The organism is Psychrobacter sp. CX21 (assembly GCF_057396255.1).
This window is the reverse complement of sequence record NZ_JBXYJG010000001.1, coordinates 190,710-211,189: the sequence shown is the minus strand read 5'-3', so window position 1 is coordinate 211,189 and position 20,480 is coordinate 190,710. Positions and strand designations below refer to the sequence as shown.

Sequence of the window (20,480 nt, the reverse complement as noted above, 5' to 3'; positions counted from 1 at the left end):
AAAGTGAACGGTTGAGAGTGTGGTAAATAGCTAGCCAAGTAAATAACTAGCAGATCAAATAACTAGCAGATCAAATAACTAGCAGATCAAATAACTACCAAACTGGACGGGCATGCGGGGTGGACCAATATGGATGCATAAAAGAGTTGTATCGACCATGACTATATCCCCAAGGATAGGGAGTATACAAATAATCAAGATTTCGTTGACGCAAGTAATTGTAGCGACCGTCTCTATAGGCTTCTTCTAACGCCTCTATTCCTTCTAATGGACATACAGGCTGCCAAGTATACCCTTCACGCCCAAGCTTATAGGCATTTAGAGGAGTACAATATGACTTTAAACCCTCTTGACGTCCTTCTTCCCACAACATTCGATTGGGCGCACTGCCTAGTACATTCGTACAAGCATCAAGATGATTGCCAAAATAATCTCCTGAGCGGCCAAGTTCACCATCTTCAATACCAAGAACCTTCCAATTTGTAGTTTGACACTGCTGAGGGGATAGACCCTGAGTCGTGGCACATCCTGTTAACACCAAAAAAGCAACTGCTAAGTGGTAACGGCTTAATATAATATGTGATAAAGTCATGTTATTAACCTACAGTTTTGATAATGCTATCTCTTAAGTGTACCTTTGAATCAATACTTTATGTGTAAGTGTATATTATTTTAGGGTTCGTCGGATATTTTAGAGTTGATAGGCAATTGTTAGCCAATAATCAAACCACACTTATCATAAAAGATAGTGTTTTTGAGGGTTTAAATCTATAAGTTATTATAAGTTATTGAATTAATGATAATTTAGGGCGTGTGGAACATTTAAATGTGGAACTGTCAGGTGCTATTTTTTAGTCAATATGACGTAAAATTTTTGACACCTAGTCATTCTAGGTTAGAAAATTTTGCAATATATTGTCAAAAAATAGCCATGACTCCCTCTCGAGTACAGCTCTCGCATTGCGAACGGGCAAAGCAGTGCTTTGCTCGATAAACGTCCTCAGGGCTGATGTTAAAATCGTTCTAAACGATGTTGCTAATCTAGCTAAGGTCCAATACGCTTCGGGCATTATCGTCGATTAACGCCTAGTTTGGAACACAGTTTGGATTAATTGGTAGCTATCAGCAGTCCAAATATTTGAATACTCCAACACGCCCTAAGCGTATACAAAATGTAGAGTTTTTATTTGGGCATTCATATTTATAATCGGATAAAGTCGATATGAAAACAGTATTAGTAGCAAACCAAAAAGGTGGCTGTGGAAAAACCTCTGTTGCCATAACATTAGCATCCGCTTTGGCAAATCAAGGTCAAACCGTGGCGTTAGCAGATGCAGACCCGCAAAAATCGAGTTTGCAATGGTTAAAATATAGACCAAAGTCTGCTGCTAAAATCTATGCCATAGACTGGCAAGATGAAGAAGATATTGGTGATTTACCCAAAAAAGTAGCCAAAAGTTTGGGTAAAAAAGATTGGTTAATCATCGATGCACCGGGGTCGTTGAGTGCTGAACGTGCAGAGTCTCTTATTAGTGAGGCCAAAGCAATACTAATCCCAGTATTACCTTCTATTTTTGATGCGGATAGTACCAAAAAATTCCTAAAGTCCATTCAAGACATAAAGCGCATACGTAAGGGTAAAGTAGATATACATTTACTGGCTAATCGAATACGCCCTCAAACCAGTACCAATCAAACGTTACAGAGATTTTTTGATGAGCTTGAACAGCAGCCTATAGCGTGGTTAAGTGAAAGAAGCCTATATCCACAAATGGCAGAGCAAGGGCTAAGTGTCTTTGATCACCATCAAAAGCGTTATCGAGATATCCAAGCGCAGTGGCAACCGGTTATGGATGCCTTAATGCCAAAAATTGCCAGTAAATACGAACGTGTTTTAACCGATGCGACCATACCTTCGAGTTTAGAAGAATTGTCACGTCACTCTTCAACTGATAAGAAAAAACAGAAAGGCTCAGAACCTGAGATTACTTGGTATGAATAGTGGTAAAATCATTTTTATTTTTTTCACTTAGTCGTTTATAAAGCTTACGTTATTCTCATATCATATGGGTTATAAAATAACTATTAAGTTTTCATTATAGGTATCTTTAAGGTTGTGGTGTTTGTATGGGAATGGGTGGCTGGATAGCAATCGCGATTGTTTTGTTCGTGCTGGGCAGTATTATGGCATTAAAACCTAACGCGGTAGATGTGCGTCTCGACAAACTTAGAATGGCTGCGCGCCGTTTGGGTCTGCATCCTAAAGTGATCGGATGTCCTGACTGGATTCGAGGGGTTAATAACGAGTATGGGCATGGAATGATAGGACAGTATGCGATTATCGTGGACGATATAAAGCTGCCCGAGACACGCTATCAGGTCATCGATGGTTTGTTGCGATCTGATAGCTCAGTAATCAATAGCTCAGTAAAAAATAGTGCTAAAAGCCACCAACCCTCTACCATTCAACATGTTGTCAATACAAAAGATGAGATACCTCATATTAACCATGCTCTAGATAACCATGCTGTAGTTAACTATGCTCTAGATAAAGAGCCGCTTGAATTACCTGAGAGTATTCAACCATTAGTCAAAGCGGTATATAGCAAAGCAAATAGCATGGTTATATTTTGGCATGATAGCGGCTATGTTAAGCCCAATACTAATCCAAATTATAATCCAGAAAATATAGAACCTGATCTATTAGTAATGAAAGAGCGGCTTCAAGATTGGGCTATACAACTCTCCCTAAAACAATGATTTTATATTTAAAACAAGGTTATTAATTAATAATAAGCGGTGCCCCTTGAAAATCTTTGTTGACAGCGCAACAGTTAGCAGTGTAACGTCTTATCAGTTCACATGATGTGTATATAAAATATTCAAAAGAAAAATGTATTAACTCTATGAAAATTAGGGCGTTACCCTAATGTTTATCACCACGAATTTATTAAATAATACTTTCTAAGAAAAGTAATCTAGGATTGAAATATTAATGGCAAAATCCACACGTAAGACTAAATCTGCTCCTGCTGCCAATGCCAAAGGAAAAGCATTGGTGATTGTGGAGTCACCTGCAAAGGCAAAAACAATTAATAAATATTTGGGTGACGATTTTATTGTACGCTCAAGTATCGGGCATGTTCGAGATTTACCGACCAATAGCGGCGCGAAGAAAAAAACCACGAAAGATGACAATTTATCAAAAGAAGAAAAAGCCCAACAAGCCCTAGTGCGCCGAATGGGTATAGATCCTGAGCATGGCTGGAAGGCCGTGTATGAAGTGCTACCAAATAAAACCAAAGTAATTAAAGAGCTTAAAGCACTCGCCAAAGATGCGGATAAAATCTATCTTGCAACGGATTTGGATAGAGAAGGAGAGGCCATTGCTTGGCACTTACGTGAAGTAATCGGTGGGGATGACAGTAAGTATCGACGCGTGGTATTTAATGAGATTACCAAATCGGCCATCCAAAATGCTTTCAAACAACCCAGTAAACTTGATATCGACCGTGTCAATGCACAGCAGGCACGCCGATTTTTAGATAGAGTCGTTGGGTTTATGGTCTCGCCGCTACTCTGGCAAAAAATTGCACGCGGCTTGTCTGCCGGACGTGTTCAGTCAGTGGCTACACGCCTAGTTGTAGAGCGTGAGCGCGAGATTCGTGCCTTTATTCCAGAAGAGTATTGGCAGATACATGCTGATACTACGGTTAAAAGTGACACTAAGAATGCTGCTGAAGATACGCCTATCCGCCTAGAAGCAGTTAAGCAAGATGGTAAAACACTTAAGCTTAGTAATAAAGAGCAAACTGATGCGGTACTAGAGGTTTTAAAGCCTGCTAAATATATCGTTAAAGAACGTGAAGAGAAGCCTACACAGTCCAAACCCAGTGCGCCGTTTATCACCTCGACGTTACAACAAGCAGCAAGCACACGTTTAGGCTTCCCAGTTAAGAAGACTATGATGCTCGCACAAAGGCTATATGAAGCGGGTCATATTACGTATATGCGTACAGATTCCACCTTCCTTTCTGCCGATGCGCTATCTACCGTACGTGGTTTTATTGAAGACAATTATGGCAGCAAATATTTGCCGCCAAAGCCAAACTTTTATGGCAGTAAGCAAAATGCGCAAGAGGCGCATGAAGCAATCAGGCCTACCAATGCCAAACTTAAATCAACTCAGTTAAAAGGCGTTGAGCGCGATGCCATTCGTTTATATGAGCTAATCTGGCGTCAATTTATAGCATCACAAATGCCGCCTGCCAAATATAAATCTGTTAATCTGTTTGTTGAGGCAGATAATGTAGAATTAAAAGCACGCGGCCGTACCATGGTCTTTGATGGTTATACCAAAGTTATGGCGCCTTCTAAAACAGAAGACACGTTATTGCCGGATGTCAAAAAAGGTGACGAGCTTAATTTAGTTAAGCTTGATCCAAGCCAGCATTTTACTAAGCCGCCCGCACGTTATACAGAAGCAAGCTTGGTCAAAGAGCTTGAGAAAAAAGGTATTGGACGTCCCTCTACCTATGCATCTATTATTTCAACCATTCAAGATAGAGGGTATGTCAAACTTGAAAACAAACGCCTATATGCTGAAAAGATGGGTGATATTGTTACCGATCGCTTGACGGAAAGCTTCCCTGAACTCATGGATTATACCTTTACCGCAGGGCTTGAAGACGAGCTTGACCATGTGGCAAAAGGGGATGAAGATTGGAAAGATGTTTTAGACAACTTTTATAGTGATTTTAAAAATAAGCTTGAGCATGCCAAAGATAAAGAGGGTATGCGTCCGAACGATCCTACTGATGTGCCTGATGTGCATTGTGATTTATGTGACCGTCCCATGCAGCTACGAAACGGCTCAACTGGGGTTTTCTTAGGATGTACAGGGTATAATTTGCCGCCTAAAGAACGGTGTAAAGGTACCAAAAATTTAATGCCAGTCGAAGCTTTTGCTAATCTTGATGACAGTGAAAGTGATGATAATGCTGAAGTTAAAGAGCTGATGGAGAAAAAGCGCTGTCCAAAATGCAGCACTGCTATGGATGGTTATATTGTAGATGGTGGCCTTAAACTGCACATCTGTGGTAATAACCCTGACTGTGACGGCTATGTGCTTGAAGAAGGTAAATTTGAGGTACCTGGATCTGATGCACCGACTATCGATTGCAACAAATGCGATGGCCAAATGGAGCTGAAGACAGGCCGGTTTGGACCATATTTTGCGTGTAATAACTGTGATAATACCCGTAAAGTTCTAAAAAATGGGGAACCTGCGCCGCCGCGTATGGACCCTATAGATATGCCAGAGCTTAAATCAACTAAGCATGATGATCACTTTATACTTAGAGAAGGGGCGGCTGGATTGTTCTTGGCGGCTTCTAAGTTTCCTAAAGTACGTGAAACTCGTCCTCCTAAGCTTGCAGAACTTCGTGCTATCAAAGATAAAATGGAAGATAAGTTTCAGTATTTGTTTGAAGGTCCAGACGAAGATCCAGACGGCAATCCTACTATCCTGCGCTGGTCACGTAAGAAAAAAGAGCAGTACATCGGCTCTGAAAGTCTTAAAACGGGTAAGGCCACAAGATGGGGACTGTTCTGGCGTAAAGGCGAATGGGTAGAAGAGTAAGTTGGCACTATTTCAATATAAGCCTATAAACTAGCGCAGTACAGATTTTTATCTATTAATACAAAAGCCCAGCATTTAGCTGGGCTTTTGTTATTTCAAATAGTTGAGCATATAACATTTGAACATATGGGTAGGATATATATTATATTTAATGTTAACCATTAACCATTTCAATGGGATCGCAAATCTTCATTAGAGCTACAGTTAAGCAAGATTAGCTTTCTTTTTGCTCAAGTTTTGCATTGAGCTTTTGTTGTCTGCGCGCTTCAATGACGTCGCTCGCTTCGGCACCGATATGTGCTTCACCACGCTCTTTAGCCAGTTTTATTTGATATTGGCGTTCACGAAAGCGTGCGCGTTGCTCGTCAGTCGCTTTATCAATACAATGCGGGCACGATTCGCCTTTTACATAAGCAGGGTCTTGCTTGTCTTCTTCTTTAATAGGCATACGACACGCATAGCATTGGTCGTATTCGCCTTTTTCTAAGTTATGATTTACTGAAACACGGTTATCAAATACAAAGCAGTCACCTTGCCACAGCGATTGCTCAGGAGGGACTTCTTCAAGATATTTTAAGATGCCACCCTCTAAATGATAGACCTCATCAAAACCTTGTTCACGTAAGTAAGCCGTCGACTTCTCGCAGCGTATGCCGCCTGTACAGAACATCGCTACTTTTTTATGTTTATTGGGGTCAAGCTCTTGCTTAACGTACTCGGGGAACTCTCTAAAGGTATCAGTCTTTGGATTTACTGCATTCTTGAACGTACCGATTTGCACTTCATAATCATTGCGCGTATCGATAAGTAAAACATCAGGGTCACTTATCAAATCGTTCCATTCTTCAGGTTTAACATATCGACCTACAGACTCTAAAGGATCGATGCCTTCAACACCCATTGTTACAATCTCTTTTTTAAGTTTAACTTTGGTGCGAAAAAAAGGCTGAGTATCTGTAAAGGATTCTTTATATTCAAATTCACCTATAGCAGGGATGTCTCTTAAGTAGTTTAAGACCGTATCAATACCTTTACGATCGCCCGAGATAGTGCCGTTGATGCCTTCAGAAGCAAGTAATAACGTACCACGAACGTCATTATCTAACATTAGCTGTCTTAGTGGCTCACGATAGGCTTCATAGTCATCAAAACGGACGAATTTATAAAGTGCAGTCACCACTATTGGGTTATTCGCATCTTGAGTTGTTACTATGTTCATTGTTCTCTCCTGCTGGCTAGGTCGTAAACCTAGTGCGTGAAATAAGTACACTATAAAATATAGTGTACAGTTTGATGTCATTAATAAGAGGACATCCCTATATTAATTATCTAATGAATGAATATAGTTTGTTCAAATTAGTGTTTTAAAACATATTAGTATGTTTAATACTGCATGGTTTTCTAACCATTCGATTGAACCGAACTTTCTTCTCCTTGCTCAGATGTTTCAGGGTCATCAACGGGTTCAGGTTCACGTTCGCTTAAAGAGGCCTCTGGCGGTTCGATATCAGATGGAATCTTATGATTAGTTATCTCGCCACTTGATGCTTCAGAATCATCATCTTTTTCAGAAAGATTGATCACTTCTTGCTTTTGTAATTTAGATTTGGCTTTATTGTTGACACTCACCCATTGATATGGCGTTGATTTTAATTGTGTCCGCATAAAGTTAATCCAAATAGGTAGCGCTGCGACCCCGCCATATTCACCTCTACCCAAGGTAGAAGGCTGATCAAATCCTACCCACACGACAGCTACTTTAGTGGGATGAAACCCTGCAAACCAAGCATCTTTCATCTCATTAGTCGTACCTGTTTTTCCACCCAAATCACTACGACCCAGTGCTCGAGCGCGTTTACCAGTACCAATTTGAATCACGTCTTTAAGCATACTGGCCATCTCATAGGCCACATTAGGTTTCAAAATTCTTGGTGCTTGTTCTGCCACACTATATTGAAAAAGCGTCGGTTTTAGTCGGTCATTAAGAGGCGATGCATCATAACGTAACGCCTCAATTAATTTCTGTGTTTCTTTATCTATTGAATCATCATCTGCATTAGCCGCATCCGCCTCAGTCGGTTCAGCATCTGTAGCTTCAGTATTAGGGTCATCAGCATCGTTTCGTTCTAAACCTCCTTCTAGCTTTTGTAAGGTGGCTTCCCGCTGTTCTAGTGCCTCTTCTTGCTGTTTTTCATAGTCCTCAATGAGTGACTCATTTAACTTTTCGAGTTTGTCGTTAAAACATGTGGCGCATGCACGTTGCGGATTGGCTTTATATAACAGTTTACTATTAAAATCATAAATCTGGTCGATGAAGTAGGGCTGGATGCGGTGGCCACCGTTTGCAAAAGCTGCATAAGCCGTTGCCATTTGTAATGGGGTTGCTTGTCCCGCCCCTAACGCTAACGATAGAGTAGTGGGAAGCTTGTCTTTATCCAAGCCAAAGTGGTCTAGTAGTTGACGTGCCTCGGACGTACCCACCGCTTGCAATAGACGAATAGAAACCAGATTACGTGACAAATATAACCCGCGGCGCACGGTCATGTCGCCATAAAAACGGCCGTCGGAGTTTTTTGGTTCCCAGTCCCCTACACGTAGTGGTCCATCAGACACCATGGTATCTGGACGATAACCTTTTTGCAGAGCAGCTGCATAATTGAGCGGTTTAATGGTTGAACCAGGCTGACGCCAGCCCTGTGTGGCTCGGTTAAACTTACTATAACGATAATCAAAACCACCAACCAGCGCTGTGATGGCGCCTGATTCAGGATCTAAAGCTACAAGACTGCCTTGCACATCAGGGATTTGCGTCAATCGCCATTGAGTTTTGTCTTCATTTGCAATCAAGCGCACAATATCATCTTTAGATACGATATCTGCAGCACGACTCGGATAACTGCGAATACGGTTGGCATCTAAATAGCGTTTTGCCCACTGCATACCTGACCAAGGTACCGTGACTACCTCACCATCTTTAAGTTCTGCCTTGAAGCTTCGGTAATCAACGTCAGTAACCTTAGCAGGGATCATATTCCCAAAGGTTATAAAATCAGATAAAGGCTCACCATTAGCTTCTGCTCCGCGCCACCCATGACGATGATCGTAACCTATCAGGCCTTTTTTGATGGCAGTATAAGCGTCGATTTGCTCTTCGCTATTCACAGTCAACTTAACCCGCCATCCTGAGTTGACCACATTTTCACCAAAACGTTTTACTAGGGCGTGACGGGCCATTTCTGCCAAATAAGGCATATTAACATCAAGTTTTTCTCTATATAGCCGCACCCCAATCGGTTGGCTGATAGCATCATCATGTTCAGATTGGCTGATAAAACCAAGATCTAACATATGTCCGATAATCAGGTTACGGCGCTCTAACGCTTCATCTGGATTTGATACAGGGTTATTTTGTGATGGCGCTTTTGGTAAACCAGCTAGCGTTGCCATTTCGGCTATCGTTAAACTATCTAGAGATTTACTATAATATTTTTTAGCGGCAGCTTTAATGCCGTATGCCCCTTCACCCATATAAATTTTATTAACGTATAGCGTGAGAATCTCTTCTTTATCTAATTCGTCTTCGATTTTACGAGCAAGATATAATTCTGTCAGTTTACGATTAAAAGTACGTTCTGGACTTAAAAAATAATTCTTAGCAACCTGCATGGTAATAGTAGAGCCGCCTGTTTGGCGAGTATCATCGGTAATGACTTCGGTAATAGCGCGGCCTAAACCCTTAACACTAATACCACTATGCTCATAAAATGATGAATCTTCTGCTGCCAAAAAAGCATTTATTAATCCCTTAGGAATCTCATCGTAACTAACCGGTAATGACATACGATTGCCATACTGACCTACCAGCTTGTCATCTTTACTATAAATCTGTAAAGGCATCTCAAAGTTTGAGCTTCTCATCTCTGTCACACTAGGCAGACTTGGCGAGATATACATAGCCATCCCATAAAAGCCAATAGGAAAAGCCAAAGCCAATATAATGACAAAAGCAATAATCGCTAATAATGCGTTTATAAGGTGATGAAGAAAACGAAAAGATGTAGATTTTTGAGACATAGCGACTCTATATTTTAAAGACAAAAGAATATGAAAGACGAAAGATTGTTTAAAACTAAAATAGTAGACTCAGAACTAGCGAAATGAGTAAAAAATTTCATTATTAAAATGGGGTTAATTATAAAGCAAACGAAGAGGTTGTTATAGCGCAAACTGTAAAGTCACTATGAAATACTACATTTCGAATAAATATAGTGCACAGTCACCATCAAGATTTGAAACCGCTATAATGCGATGGCTATTATACGATAAATGTATTATATAACGAGACTTATGGTTATATTAGATACCGTATATACCAGTTAATTCATAATATGGAAAATAACAATAAGATAAATAACAATAAGATAAATAACATTGTTAACGATGTTTTAATTAAAGACTATGATTAGTTCAAAGTCATCATGTCTGCATCAGGCTTGTACATAATAGTGATGCGCGGCTAAAATAAATTGTCGATTAAAAAAATAATATTAATTAAATCAACAATTTAAAATAATAACCCATATAGAAGCTTATTTAGCAAATAATTGGTGAAGAAAATTAATATTAGATAAAATAACTATGTAGGTTGACAAAACCTTTACAATTAAATAATGTAAACACAAAGTAACTCAAGATTACCGATTGTTATTATTTCGTAAAATTATTAATTAACTTGCTTGCTCTTAACTCGGGTACGCTTAGCTCAATTAATGCCTAATTCTAATAAATTTAACTAGGGGCTGTATAGAATTGATTCATGGAACTGGCAGTGGCTATTTTTTAGTCAATATGCAGGGAAATTCTCGCAGCTTAGTTGTTCTAAGTTAGATAATTTCACAATATATTGGCAAAAAATAGCCCTGCCCTGTAAGGCTGATGCTAAAATTGCCCCAAACATTGTTGTAAACCTAGCTAAGGTCTAGACATTATCAGCGGTTTACGCCTAGTTTGGAACAATTTTAGCTGTCAGCAGTCCTAATTAATAAATTCTATACAACCCCTAGTATCGAGTATAGATAACTCTTTTAGAAATATAACTTTTAAGTTATTTTTTAAACAATTTGAATAATAAGTAATTAAATAATTAATTTATGCCATTTAGTTTATAATCTGAATTAATAACGGGCATACAATTTTCAAAAGGAATTTTTAGTGAGGCTATTTTCTTCAAAAAGCCGTCCACTCTTAGGTGTGGATTTGAGTGCTACCTCAATCAAAATGGTTGAGATAACGCACCAACTAGGAAGATACCACCTAAAAAATTACGGTGTAGACTATTTAGCTCAAGGTATTATAGTTGATGGTAATATCAAAGATATAGAAGCTGTCGGCAAATCCATATCACGGTTAGTACGTTATCTGGGCACTAAAACACGAAGTGCCGCTGTTTCTGTTTCAGGGGCAGCTGTTATCACTAAGCGCATTGATATGGAAGCTGATTTAAGTGACATCGAGCGTGAGGCTCAGATTCGCCTTGACGCCGATCAGTATATTCCTTACCCATTGTCTGAGGTGAATCTTGATTTTGAGGTTTTAGGACCATCTACGATTGATACCAATCTGGTAGAGGTGCTAATTGCAGCGTCACGTTCTGAAAATGTGAATCAGCGCGTAGATGCTTTAGCATTTGGTGGGCTTAATACCAAGGTAGTGGATATCGACTATTACGCTATAGAGCGTGCTTACCAGCTGATATACGATAGTCTGCCAAATTTTCCAAAGACAGTAGCCTTAATTGATATAGGTCATGACCATACGACGCTATATATTGCCAAAGATGGCGAATTTGTTTACAGCCGTGAACAATTATTTGGGGGTGTTCAATTAACAGAGGCCATCCAACAAAAATACGACCTAAGTTTCGATGAAGCCACGCGTGCCAAGCATGATCAGTCTTTAGGCGCGGACTATCGACATGACATTTTCATGCCCTTTATTGATAATCTCATCCAACAAGTCCATCGCTCCTTGCAATTTTATTTTTCTTCAAGTCAACAAACTCAAGTCGATCACATTTTATTAAGTGGGGGCAGCGCTTCATTGCCCGATTTGTCGTTTATTGTTCAGCATAAACTTGAAACGCCTGTATCTATTATTGATTCATTTCGTAATATGACCATTGATGAAGGTATAGATAAGAAACAACTGGCTTTAGATACGCCAAGTCTTTTGACGGCATGTGGGCTTGCTTTAAGGAGTCATGATTAATGGCTGAAATTAACCTTCTCCCTTGGCGTGAAGAGCGACGAGAACGCAAAAATAAAGAGTTTAGAATAATCTTACTCTTATCAATTTTACTGGCTTGTTTACTTGCATTTGCAGTGTGGACTTACTTCACCAACGAATTGAATGAACAGTTTGCTGCTAATGACTATGTTGCTGAGCAAAATTTAATACTGGACAAGCAGCTTAAAGAGATCGATGTTTTAGAACAGCGGCGGGGCGAAATTATAGCTCGCACCGGGGTTATTCAGGACTTACAGGGTAGACGACCAGTGCCGGTTCGTGTCTGGTACGACGTGGCGCGAGCGATTCCAGAAGCGATGTATATTAATGTTTTTGAGCGAGAAGATAATATCTTGTCCTTTACAGGCAAAGCTGACAACCCAAATGTGGTTTCAAGTCTGGTTAGAAACCTTGATGCAAGTGATTGGTTGGATAATTCAAGGGTTAAATTCATTAAACAAGACGTCGCAGCATACGAAACAGGGGTACCTAAAAATCTTAATCGAGACGATGAAACGGTATCGCCTGAGTCGAATTTTATTGATTTCGTCGTAACGTCACAAATTGTTGAGTTCAAAAATGGTGAGACATTTGTGCCTGAAACTGACTCAGAGAAGGTGGGTGAGTAATGGCTAAATATACTTTCGATAAACCAATAAATACAGGCTTTTTTAACAAACGCCGTTCAATGAATCTAAAAACATTTTGGCGTAGCTTACGTAATTTGGATATGCAGAACTATGGCAGTTGGCCGCTTGCTATCAAAGTATTCGTAATTGCGCTGATTATGTTGCTAATAGCTGCTTTAGCTTATGCCCTACCTATCAGTCAAAAGATTGAAGAGATAAAAGCTGCTGAAGCCGAAAAACAAATACTGTTGGATTCATATCGAGTTAAAGAGTCTAAAGCACGTCATTTAGATGCTTACGTGACTCAAGTTGCTCAAATGGAGATTGAGTTTAATCAACTGCTAGATCAGCTTCCTAAAAATACACGGGTATCTGAGCTGGTAGAAGGTATTAATATGACGGGTATTGGCAGTGGTATTCGCTTTCAAGACATCTCTATTGAACCAGAAGTTGAAAAAGAATTATTTATTGAACAACCCATACGTATTGTTGCCATCGGTGAGTATCACCAGTTTGGTGCTTTTATCAGTGGGTTAGCTGCGTTACCACGTATTATTACTATGCACGATTTTGAGGTATCGAATTCCAAACCGTCGCTTGAAACCTTACCTGAATTAACACTAAAGTTAGATACAAAAACGTATCGATCAAAAGACATCATAAATAGCAATCAAGACATGACAGAAGAGACAGAAGAAGAAGTTATCGAAGCAAATACAGCGGAGGGGGAGTAGATGTCGACTAATAAACCATTACCTCACTTTCCAGCAGAATATAAAAGCGAGCTGCCTAGCAAGCAATCTTTAACTCGCAAGCATTCTTTAACCAATAAGCATTCTTCAAACAATAAGCATTCTTTTAAAATTATCAAAATTGCCCTGTGTTGTACTGCCATAGCTTTGGTAACTGGATGCAATGATCGAATTGAAAATACTGAAAATGAGATGGCAGCCATACGGGCATCAGAATCTATTCCAATAGAACCTATACCGGAGCCTGTATTGGTCGAGGACTATATATATGAGCCGGGTAATATGCGTAGTCCATTCATGCCATTAAGTTTGATGTATCAACAACGCACTGTCACTGAAAGTGATGTTGCGCCTGATTTGAACCGCAGTAAAGAAGTACTAGAGAGTTACGAGTTATCACAACTGGTATATCGCGGAATGGTGGTATCACCCGAAGGAGTACAACATGGACTTATACAGCGCCCTGATGGGGTTATTGAAAGTGTAGAAGTGGGTAATTATATGGGACTAAATGATGGCCGGATTGTTGAAATAACACCGACTCAAATTAACCTAGTCGAGATAATACCTGACAATCGAGCAGGATTTGTAGAAAAACCTGCCTCTGTGGTTTCACCCATTTAACACCGCTTTAGGGATTTAAAAAATGATAATTAGTAATAAGACTACTCGTCTAAAACATCTTAACCAGTCATGCTTTGCTATGACAGCGATAGCCTCGACAGTAGTTATGGCAAGTGCCACCGCTCATGCTAACCAAACTTTAACGTCATTGAGCGTGACAGAGCCTACAGCATCTACCACGTTGTTAAGACTGGATTTTAGCGAGACTCCCACAGTTCCTGAAGCTTATCAGTTAGAAGACCCAGCACGGCTTGTGTTGGACTTCTCAGAGGTGTCAAATGGACTTTCTCGCTATAACGATTTGAATCAAGGGCTGATTAAAGACATTACTTCACTAAGTAATGACTCAACAACGCGCTTAATTATAGGTTTAGATGGTAATTCACCAAAAGATTTTATGACCCGTGTTGAAGACAACGCTCTATTGGTTAATATATCACGTCCTGTTACCCCAAATTCACAGGCAGCGCCTGTTATGAGTGGATCTAGTGAAGCTTACGCTAATGAAGTCATCGCTGCCACCTCATTGCCTAATGATGTTCAGAATGTACAAAATGCGCCCTCTGCTTATGTTCAAACAGCTTATCAGCCCGTATCTAATCAACCTGTATATGGAGAGTCAGTAGACGCTTATATACAAACAGATCGTGCCGCTCAACCTAAAGATAGCATGGTCGTAAAGGTAAACCCACTATTAAATCCCGCTTATGCCAATACCACACAAACTTATAACTATTCAGGCCTTAATAATGTGACATTTACAGGGTCAAGTGATGGCGGTGGTGTGATCAATATTGGTTTGGTGAATGAAAGCATTCCTATCGATATTCAGCGTCAAGGTAACAAAATCCTTATGCGTATGACTGGGGCGACAGTCCCCTCGAATCTCGTGCGCCAGCACAATGTAACAGGCGGTCTGGTATCGTCAGTCAGTGCGCGTAACAGTGGTAAAAATGGTGTGGTCACCATTGCTATGAATGATGACTTTGAATATCAAGCATTTCAATCAGGCAATTTAGTGAACATCATTGTCAAGCCGCAAAAGATGCTACGAGAGCCAACTATTGAAGAAAAGCAATATACAGGTGAACCCATATCAGTAGATTTTCAAAACGTAGAAATACGTAGTGTTCTTCATTTATTGTCACAGTTTACTGAATTAAATATCGTTGCCAGTGATAATGTGAGTGGTTATATTACTTTAAATTTAATCAATGTTCCTTGGGATCAGGCGTTAGATCTTATTCTTAAAAGTAAAAACTTAGATATGCGTAGTAATGGTAATGTCATCTTAGTAGCCCCTGCTACAGAGCTTGCCGAACAAGAGGCGCAAGAGCTTGAAGCGCAGCGTAAAGTTGAAGAATTTAAACCTTTAAGAACTGAATATATTCGTTTGAACTATGCCAATGCAGCCGATTTAATGACCCTTATATCTCAAGGTCGTAACTCAGGTGTAGATAACGAGTTAGGTCGAAGTAATAGAGATTCAGGGTCATTATTATCCGATCGCGGCACCGTAACGGTGGATACCCGAACTAATACTTTAATCATCAAAGACATATCAGAGAGCATTGAGAATATCAGGGATTTGATTGATAAAGTCGATATCCCCGTACGTCAAGTGATGATCGAAGCACGTATTGTCAGTGCCTCGGATAATTTTAGTAAAGAGTTGGGTGTCAAGTGGGGTATCTTATCTAATGGTGCTGCAACCAATCGTGATTTGTTAGTGGGTGGTAGCGATCAGACTTTAGCTGATCTTAAAGACTTTACTTATGAGACTTCTAATATCAACGGTCAGCAGCAAACTTATCCCAGTTATTCGATATCCCGTCCTGATAACTTAAATGTGGATTTAGGCGTACTTAATCCTGCCGGTCGAATCGCATTTGGTTTGCTAAGTATGTCAGACTTAATGATTGATCTTGAGCTTTCTGCCATGCAAGCAGATGGCAGAGGTGAAGTTATTTCTACCCCTAAGATTTTGACGATGGATAAGCAAACAGCGAAAGTATCATCCGGGACAAAAATTCCGTATCAAGGGGAGTCAGAAGGCGGTGGTACAACCACACAGTTTGAAGAAGCGGTATTGAGTTTGGAGGTCACCCCAAATATTACACCTGAAGGCAAAATATCCTTAAAGCTAGATATCGAAAACGGCAGACCCAATCCCACTAGTGATGGCACCATCTTAATTGATACTGACATGCTCAGCACTAACGTAATAATAGATGATGGTCAGACTATCGTATTAGGAGGGATATTCCGTAATCAAATATTTGACAGTACAGAAAAAGTACCTTTCTTAGGGGATATGCCGTATGTGGGACGTCTATTTAAAAAAGATTTGCGTAGAAACGACAAACAAGAGCTTTTAATTTTTGTGACACCAAAGCTTATAAATAATGGGGTTAGCCGTTTTTAACATTAAGCTTTCAACATTCATAAGACAATTTTAGGCATTATCGCTAAGTATGTACTAAATCTCCCATCTTGAAATGAAATGTATAGAATAGGCAGTCTTTTGACTGCCTTTTTTGTAGCATACAGTTTAATAGCAAGAAGTTTAATAGCGGGCAGTTTGAGAAAGTACAGCTCCTAACACAAACTTAATAAATCCCTTATAAATTGAAAGGGTTTTAGGATACATAATAGTTATTAAAATGTAGGTTTGATGGTCTAGAATATATATAAATATGTAAAACTCAATGGCCCATTGGCATTCAATTTAAAAATAACTGTATAATCTGTAATTTTACGTGAGATATGATAATGCAATCATCATTGCCATCATTATTTATTGTAGGCCCTATGGGAGCAGGGAAAACTACGGTTGGAAAACTGCTGGCTAAACACTTTAATCGTCAGTTTTTGGATAGTGATCATTATATAGAAGAGCAAACAGGCGCTGATATTCCTTGGATTTTTGAAAAAGAAGGGGAGACAGGTTTTCGCGAACGAGAATCTCGTGCTATTGAAGAGCTGACTAAACTGCCGTCTATTGTTTTGGCTACAGGTGGCGGTGTGGTCATGCAGCCACAAAATCGAGAATATCTAATAAATCGTGGCATCACTATTTATTTACGGGCGAGCGTAAATGTTCAAATGAAACGAACTTCAAAAGATAAATCTCGTCCTTTACTGCGTGCTCCTAATCCGCGTGCAGTTCTTGAATCGTTATTTGAGGTTAGGGATCCATTGTATCGAGAAGTTGCCGACATCATTGTAGAAACGGGTGAGGGCTATCCTAGACATATGCTGCGTAATGTTGTGGCCGCTATCAATCATAAATATCCTGAATTTTTAACGACGTAATAATGGCCTAAACTTAGTCGCCATTTTTAAGAGCCGTATTTTAGTATATGGGTTGTTAGGCGTTTAAGACATATCACTCATTATTTTAATTTAGCATTTTACCAACCTATAGCTATACCTAAGCAATTATAAAAAAAGCTTTGACTAAAAAAGATATAGAGAGACATATGAAAACTAATTTGACCGTACACACTCAAAGCCACGATTATCCCATTGTGATAACGAGCCAATGCGATATGGCCACTGAAATATCTCCTTATATCAAAGGCAATCAAGTGATGATTGTGACAAACGATACAGTGGCACCTTTATATCTGGATGCTTTAGTTGCAGGTCTCAAAAATCAATTTAATGTCATGTATGTGATACTGCCTGATGGTGAGCAATACAAAAACCAAAAGCATATTGATATGATTTATGATGCATTAATGGACAATCATTGTAGTCGTGATGTTACGCTTGTGGCCTTAGGCGGCGGCGTTATTGGTGATATGACTGGATTTGCAGCGGCCTCATTTATGCGCGGTGTTGATTTTATCCAAATACCGACGACGTTACTGTCGCAAGTTGACTCAAGTGTCGGCGGTAAGACTGGCATTAATCATCCCAAAGGCAAAAACATGATAGGTGCATTTTGGCAACCTCAAATGGTGCTTGCAGATATGCATACATTGACCACGCTGCCAGAGCGAGAATTGTCAGCGGGTATGGCTGAGGTTATAAAATACGCGCTTATTATGGATGAAGCTTTTCTCAACTGGCTTGAACAGAACATGACAGAATTGATGTCGCTCAATGAAAATGTATTGGCAGAAGCTGTGGCTAGATGTTGTCAGTATAAAGCTGATATTGTGGCTCAAGACGAGCGAGAAGTAGGCAAACGCGCCTTACTAAATTTTGGTCACACATTTGGTCATGTTATAGAGACTCATGAGGGTTACGGTCAATGGCTGCATGGCGAAGCTGTTGCTGCTGGTATGGTACAAGCCGCTCGATTATCGCAGCATATGGGCTGGATAGCTACTACCGACGTGATGCGTATCTGTGCAGCAATCGAAGCTGCTCATCTGCCTACTCATCCGCCTCGTATTGATATCCAAACGGCTTTAGGACTTATGCAACATGATAAAAAGGTTAAATCAGGACAAATTCGACTGATTTTGTTAAAATCTATAGGTCATGCAGTGGTTACCTCAGAGTTTGATACAAAACTTCTCGAAAAGGTATTGGCCAAATCTGCAAGATAAAATAACTAATATCGGCTCTTAAATAACCTTCTTTATTAGTTATGGATATGCGCTTTTAATAATATTTGACTCTTTGACTGGACTTGCTCTATGGCAATTACCAAAAAACCTGCACCTATGAAAAACTCTGAAAAAGCTTTAAAACCTACTAAGACTAAGAAGCGGGTGATTATCAGCGTATGGTTCATAATGGCGTTATTAGCCGTAGCTGCCGCATTGGCATTATGGATGTTTAGTGCCACACCGTCGAGCCCTACTCAAACGCAAAATGAAAGTGATGATCTAGAGATGGCTGAAGAGCCATCGGATACTATGTCCAAAGTCACACGTGTTGAACCTCTGCATGAATTAGATGCTGATGTTAGACCCATATCATTTGATGCGTTAATCCATGATTTAAGGGACTATCCACCAGAATTCAAAGACTCAAGATACCTTAAAAAGCATAAGAACAAATGGACCGTTCAGGTCATGGATGTGTCTGAACACAACATCATTACGGACTATCTAAACGGACGTGATGATCGTAAAAAGTTCGCATACTTTCGTTATCGTGATGAAAACAATAAACCTCGTTATGTTGTAACTTATGATGTTTTAAAAACACCACAATTGGCTAAAGGTAAAGCCAGCAGTGTAGATTTTGGCTTACCTGAAAATGTTCGGGTTATTCCTGAAGAGATAAATTCGTATCTAGATATTATTGAAACCTATGAATTGTCAGGACCCATTAAAGATTTGTCTTCTAACCGTACTCGGGGTGTTAGATTAAAACCCACAGAACGCCAACTAGCATCACGTCGCCGAGCAGCAGCTCAGAATAAGCAAGATCAATCCGCTGAGCAAAATTCTGAACCGTCTGATATTGAATCATCGGATGATAAAAACGATACCTTATCCGTTCAAGAAGATCGCGACTCGGTAGATGCGGTAGAACAAATTATAAATGATGATTTCAAAAACAATGCTTCTAATAATCAAGGCGAAGATAGGAAAATTGTTCCTTTAAGTGAGTCAGACCCTAATGCAAGTACAGGTAATAATTCAAACGACTCTGCATCCAATTCACGTAACAACAATTCAAACAGCAATTCGAATAATAATTCGAACAAAGCCAATAACAAGCCTAGACCCTCATCGAATACGAATAATCAGCAACAGGAGCCACAGCCGAAACCACAACAAAAGCCGCAACAACAAAATACAGCACCTTCTAAGCCTGAGCAGAATAAACAGGTCGATAGTATTGAAGCGATAATTCAGGAAAATAACTAGGGGCTGTATAGAATTGGTTAATTAGGACTGCTGATAGCTAAAAATTTTTCCAAGCTGTGTTCCAAACTAGGCGTAAACCGCTGATAATGCCCGAAGCGTATTGGACCTTAACTAGGTTTACAACAACATTTGGGGCAATTTTAGCATCAGCCTTGAGAACGGTTCTCGAGCAAAGCACTGCTTTGCCCGTTCGCAAGGCGAGAGCTGTGCTCGAGAGGGGGCAGGGCTATTTTTTGCCAATATATTGCGACATTCAATAATTAAGAGATCTAACTTAGAACGACTAAGATGCGAAAATTGCCCTGCATATTGCCTAAAAAATAGCCTCTGCCAGTTCCATGTATCAATTCTATACAGCCCCTAAATAAATGCTGTGTGCTTAAAACTATTAACTTTTGACCCTAATATTTTAAAAGTGCAATATAATAATAAGTAGCATTTTATAAGTCGCATTTTATAATAGCATGCAGGTACGTTCCTTAAATAAGATTAAGAATTGATGAATATGATTATAAGTTGTGCAAAATTTTTGCCAAAAGCGTCTAAATTCATAGAATATAAGAATAAATATTCACATCGGTCATGAAATTTAACTGGATTTTACATAAATGTTTCTCTAGTATGGTTGATATTGATGTTTAGCAATGTTATTGCAGGTATTTTAATTATTGATAGTGAGTGAATAGGTTTTTCAATTTTACTTTTAATTAGT

General features: G+C 39.5%; 13 protein-coding genes and 1 pseudogene. 11 read left to right on the top strand and 3 right to left on the bottom strand.

The window, feature by feature from the left end:
• Positions 1 to 94 precede the first annotated feature (94 nt).
• Complete coding sequence (locus AC2SLP_RS00885; RefSeq protein ID WP_486534738.1) at positions 95 to 592, bottom strand: DUF2799 domain-containing protein; 498 nt, start codon at positions 590 to 592, stop codon at positions 95 to 97.
• A gap of 630 nt (positions 593 to 1,222) precedes the next feature.
• On the opposite strand from AC2SLP_RS00885, the pseudogene AC2SLP_RS00880 reads away from it, so the two are divergent.
• The 3 genes and pseudogenes from AC2SLP_RS00880 to topA all read left to right on the top strand — a co-directional run.
• A pseudogene (locus AC2SLP_RS00880) lies at positions 1,223 to 1,864 on the top strand (ParA family protein); the annotation flags it as partial.
• Positions 1,865 to 2,184: 320 nt separating this feature from the next.
• Entirely contained in the window at positions 2,185 to 2,760 is a 576-nt protein-coding gene (locus AC2SLP_RS00875) for a hypothetical protein (protein ID WP_486534737.1), read from the top strand.
• Positions 2,761 to 2,995: 235 nt separating this feature from the next.
• Positions 2,996 to 5,641 (top strand): type I DNA topoisomerase, encoded by a 2,646-nt coding sequence (gene topA / locus AC2SLP_RS00870; protein ID WP_486534736.1) that lies wholly within the window; start codon positions 2,996 to 2,998, stop codon positions 5,639 to 5,641.
• A gap of 214 nt (positions 5,642 to 5,855) precedes the next feature.
• On the opposite strand, the gene trhO is transcribed toward topA, so the two are convergent.
• Complete coding sequence (gene trhO, locus AC2SLP_RS00865; RefSeq protein WP_486534735.1) at positions 5,856 to 6,860, bottom strand: oxygen-dependent tRNA uridine(34) hydroxylase TrhO; 1,005 nt, start codon at positions 6,858 to 6,860, stop codon at positions 5,856 to 5,858.
• 182 nt (positions 6,861 to 7,042) lie between these two features.
• Positions 7,043 to 9,715, bottom strand: coding sequence for a penicillin-binding protein 1A (locus AC2SLP_RS00860; RefSeq protein WP_486534734.1), 2,673 nt, complete (start codon positions 9,713 to 9,715; stop codon positions 7,043 to 7,045).
• Between the two features lie 1,137 nt (positions 9,716 to 10,852).
• Here AC2SLP_RS00860 and AC2SLP_RS00855 point away from each other — a divergent pair.
• The 8 genes from AC2SLP_RS00855 (at position 10,853) to AC2SLP_RS00820 (ending at position 19,768) form a co-directional block, all read left to right on the top strand.
• Positions 10,853 to 11,908: a pilus assembly protein PilM gene (locus AC2SLP_RS00855; RefSeq protein WP_486534733.1), complete on the top strand. Its 1,056-nt coding sequence runs from the start codon at positions 10,853 to 10,855 to the stop codon at positions 11,906 to 11,908.
• Positions 11,908 to 12,555 (top strand): PilN domain-containing protein, encoded by a 648-nt coding sequence (locus AC2SLP_RS00850; protein ID WP_486534732.1) that lies wholly within the window; start codon positions 11,908 to 11,910, stop codon positions 12,553 to 12,555. The genes AC2SLP_RS00855 and AC2SLP_RS00850 overlap by 1 nt, the downstream gene beginning before the upstream one ends.
• Positions 12,555 to 13,289 (top strand): type IV pilus inner membrane component PilO, encoded by a 735-nt coding sequence (locus tag AC2SLP_RS00845; RefSeq protein WP_486534731.1) that lies wholly within the window; start codon positions 12,555 to 12,557, stop codon positions 13,287 to 13,289. The genes AC2SLP_RS00850 and AC2SLP_RS00845 overlap by 1 nt, the downstream gene beginning before the upstream one ends.
• Positions 13,290 to 13,931, top strand: coding sequence for a pilus assembly protein PilP (locus tag AC2SLP_RS00840; protein ID WP_486534730.1), 642 nt, complete (start codon positions 13,290 to 13,292; stop codon positions 13,929 to 13,931).
• A gap of 22 nt (positions 13,932 to 13,953) precedes the next feature.
• Positions 13,954 to 16,356: a type IV pilus secretin PilQ gene (locus AC2SLP_RS00835; protein ID WP_486534729.1), complete on the top strand. Its 2,403-nt coding sequence runs from the start codon at positions 13,954 to 13,956 to the stop codon at positions 16,354 to 16,356.
• 347 nt (positions 16,357 to 16,703) lie between these two features.
• Positions 16,704 to 17,246: a shikimate kinase AroK gene (gene aroK / locus AC2SLP_RS00830; protein WP_486534728.1), complete on the top strand. Its 543-nt coding sequence runs from the start codon at positions 16,704 to 16,706 to the stop codon at positions 17,244 to 17,246.
• A gap of 167 nt (positions 17,247 to 17,413) precedes the next feature.
• Positions 17,414 to 18,493, top strand: a complete 1,080-nt coding sequence (gene aroB / locus AC2SLP_RS00825; protein ID WP_486534727.1) for a 3-dehydroquinate synthase — start codon at positions 17,414 to 17,416, stop codon at positions 18,491 to 18,493.
• Between the two features lie 90 nt (positions 18,494 to 18,583).
• Positions 18,584 to 19,768 (top strand): hypothetical protein, encoded by a 1,185-nt coding sequence (locus AC2SLP_RS00820; RefSeq protein WP_486534726.1) that lies wholly within the window; start codon positions 18,584 to 18,586, stop codon positions 19,766 to 19,768.
• Positions 19,769 to 20,480: the final 712 nt, after the last annotated feature.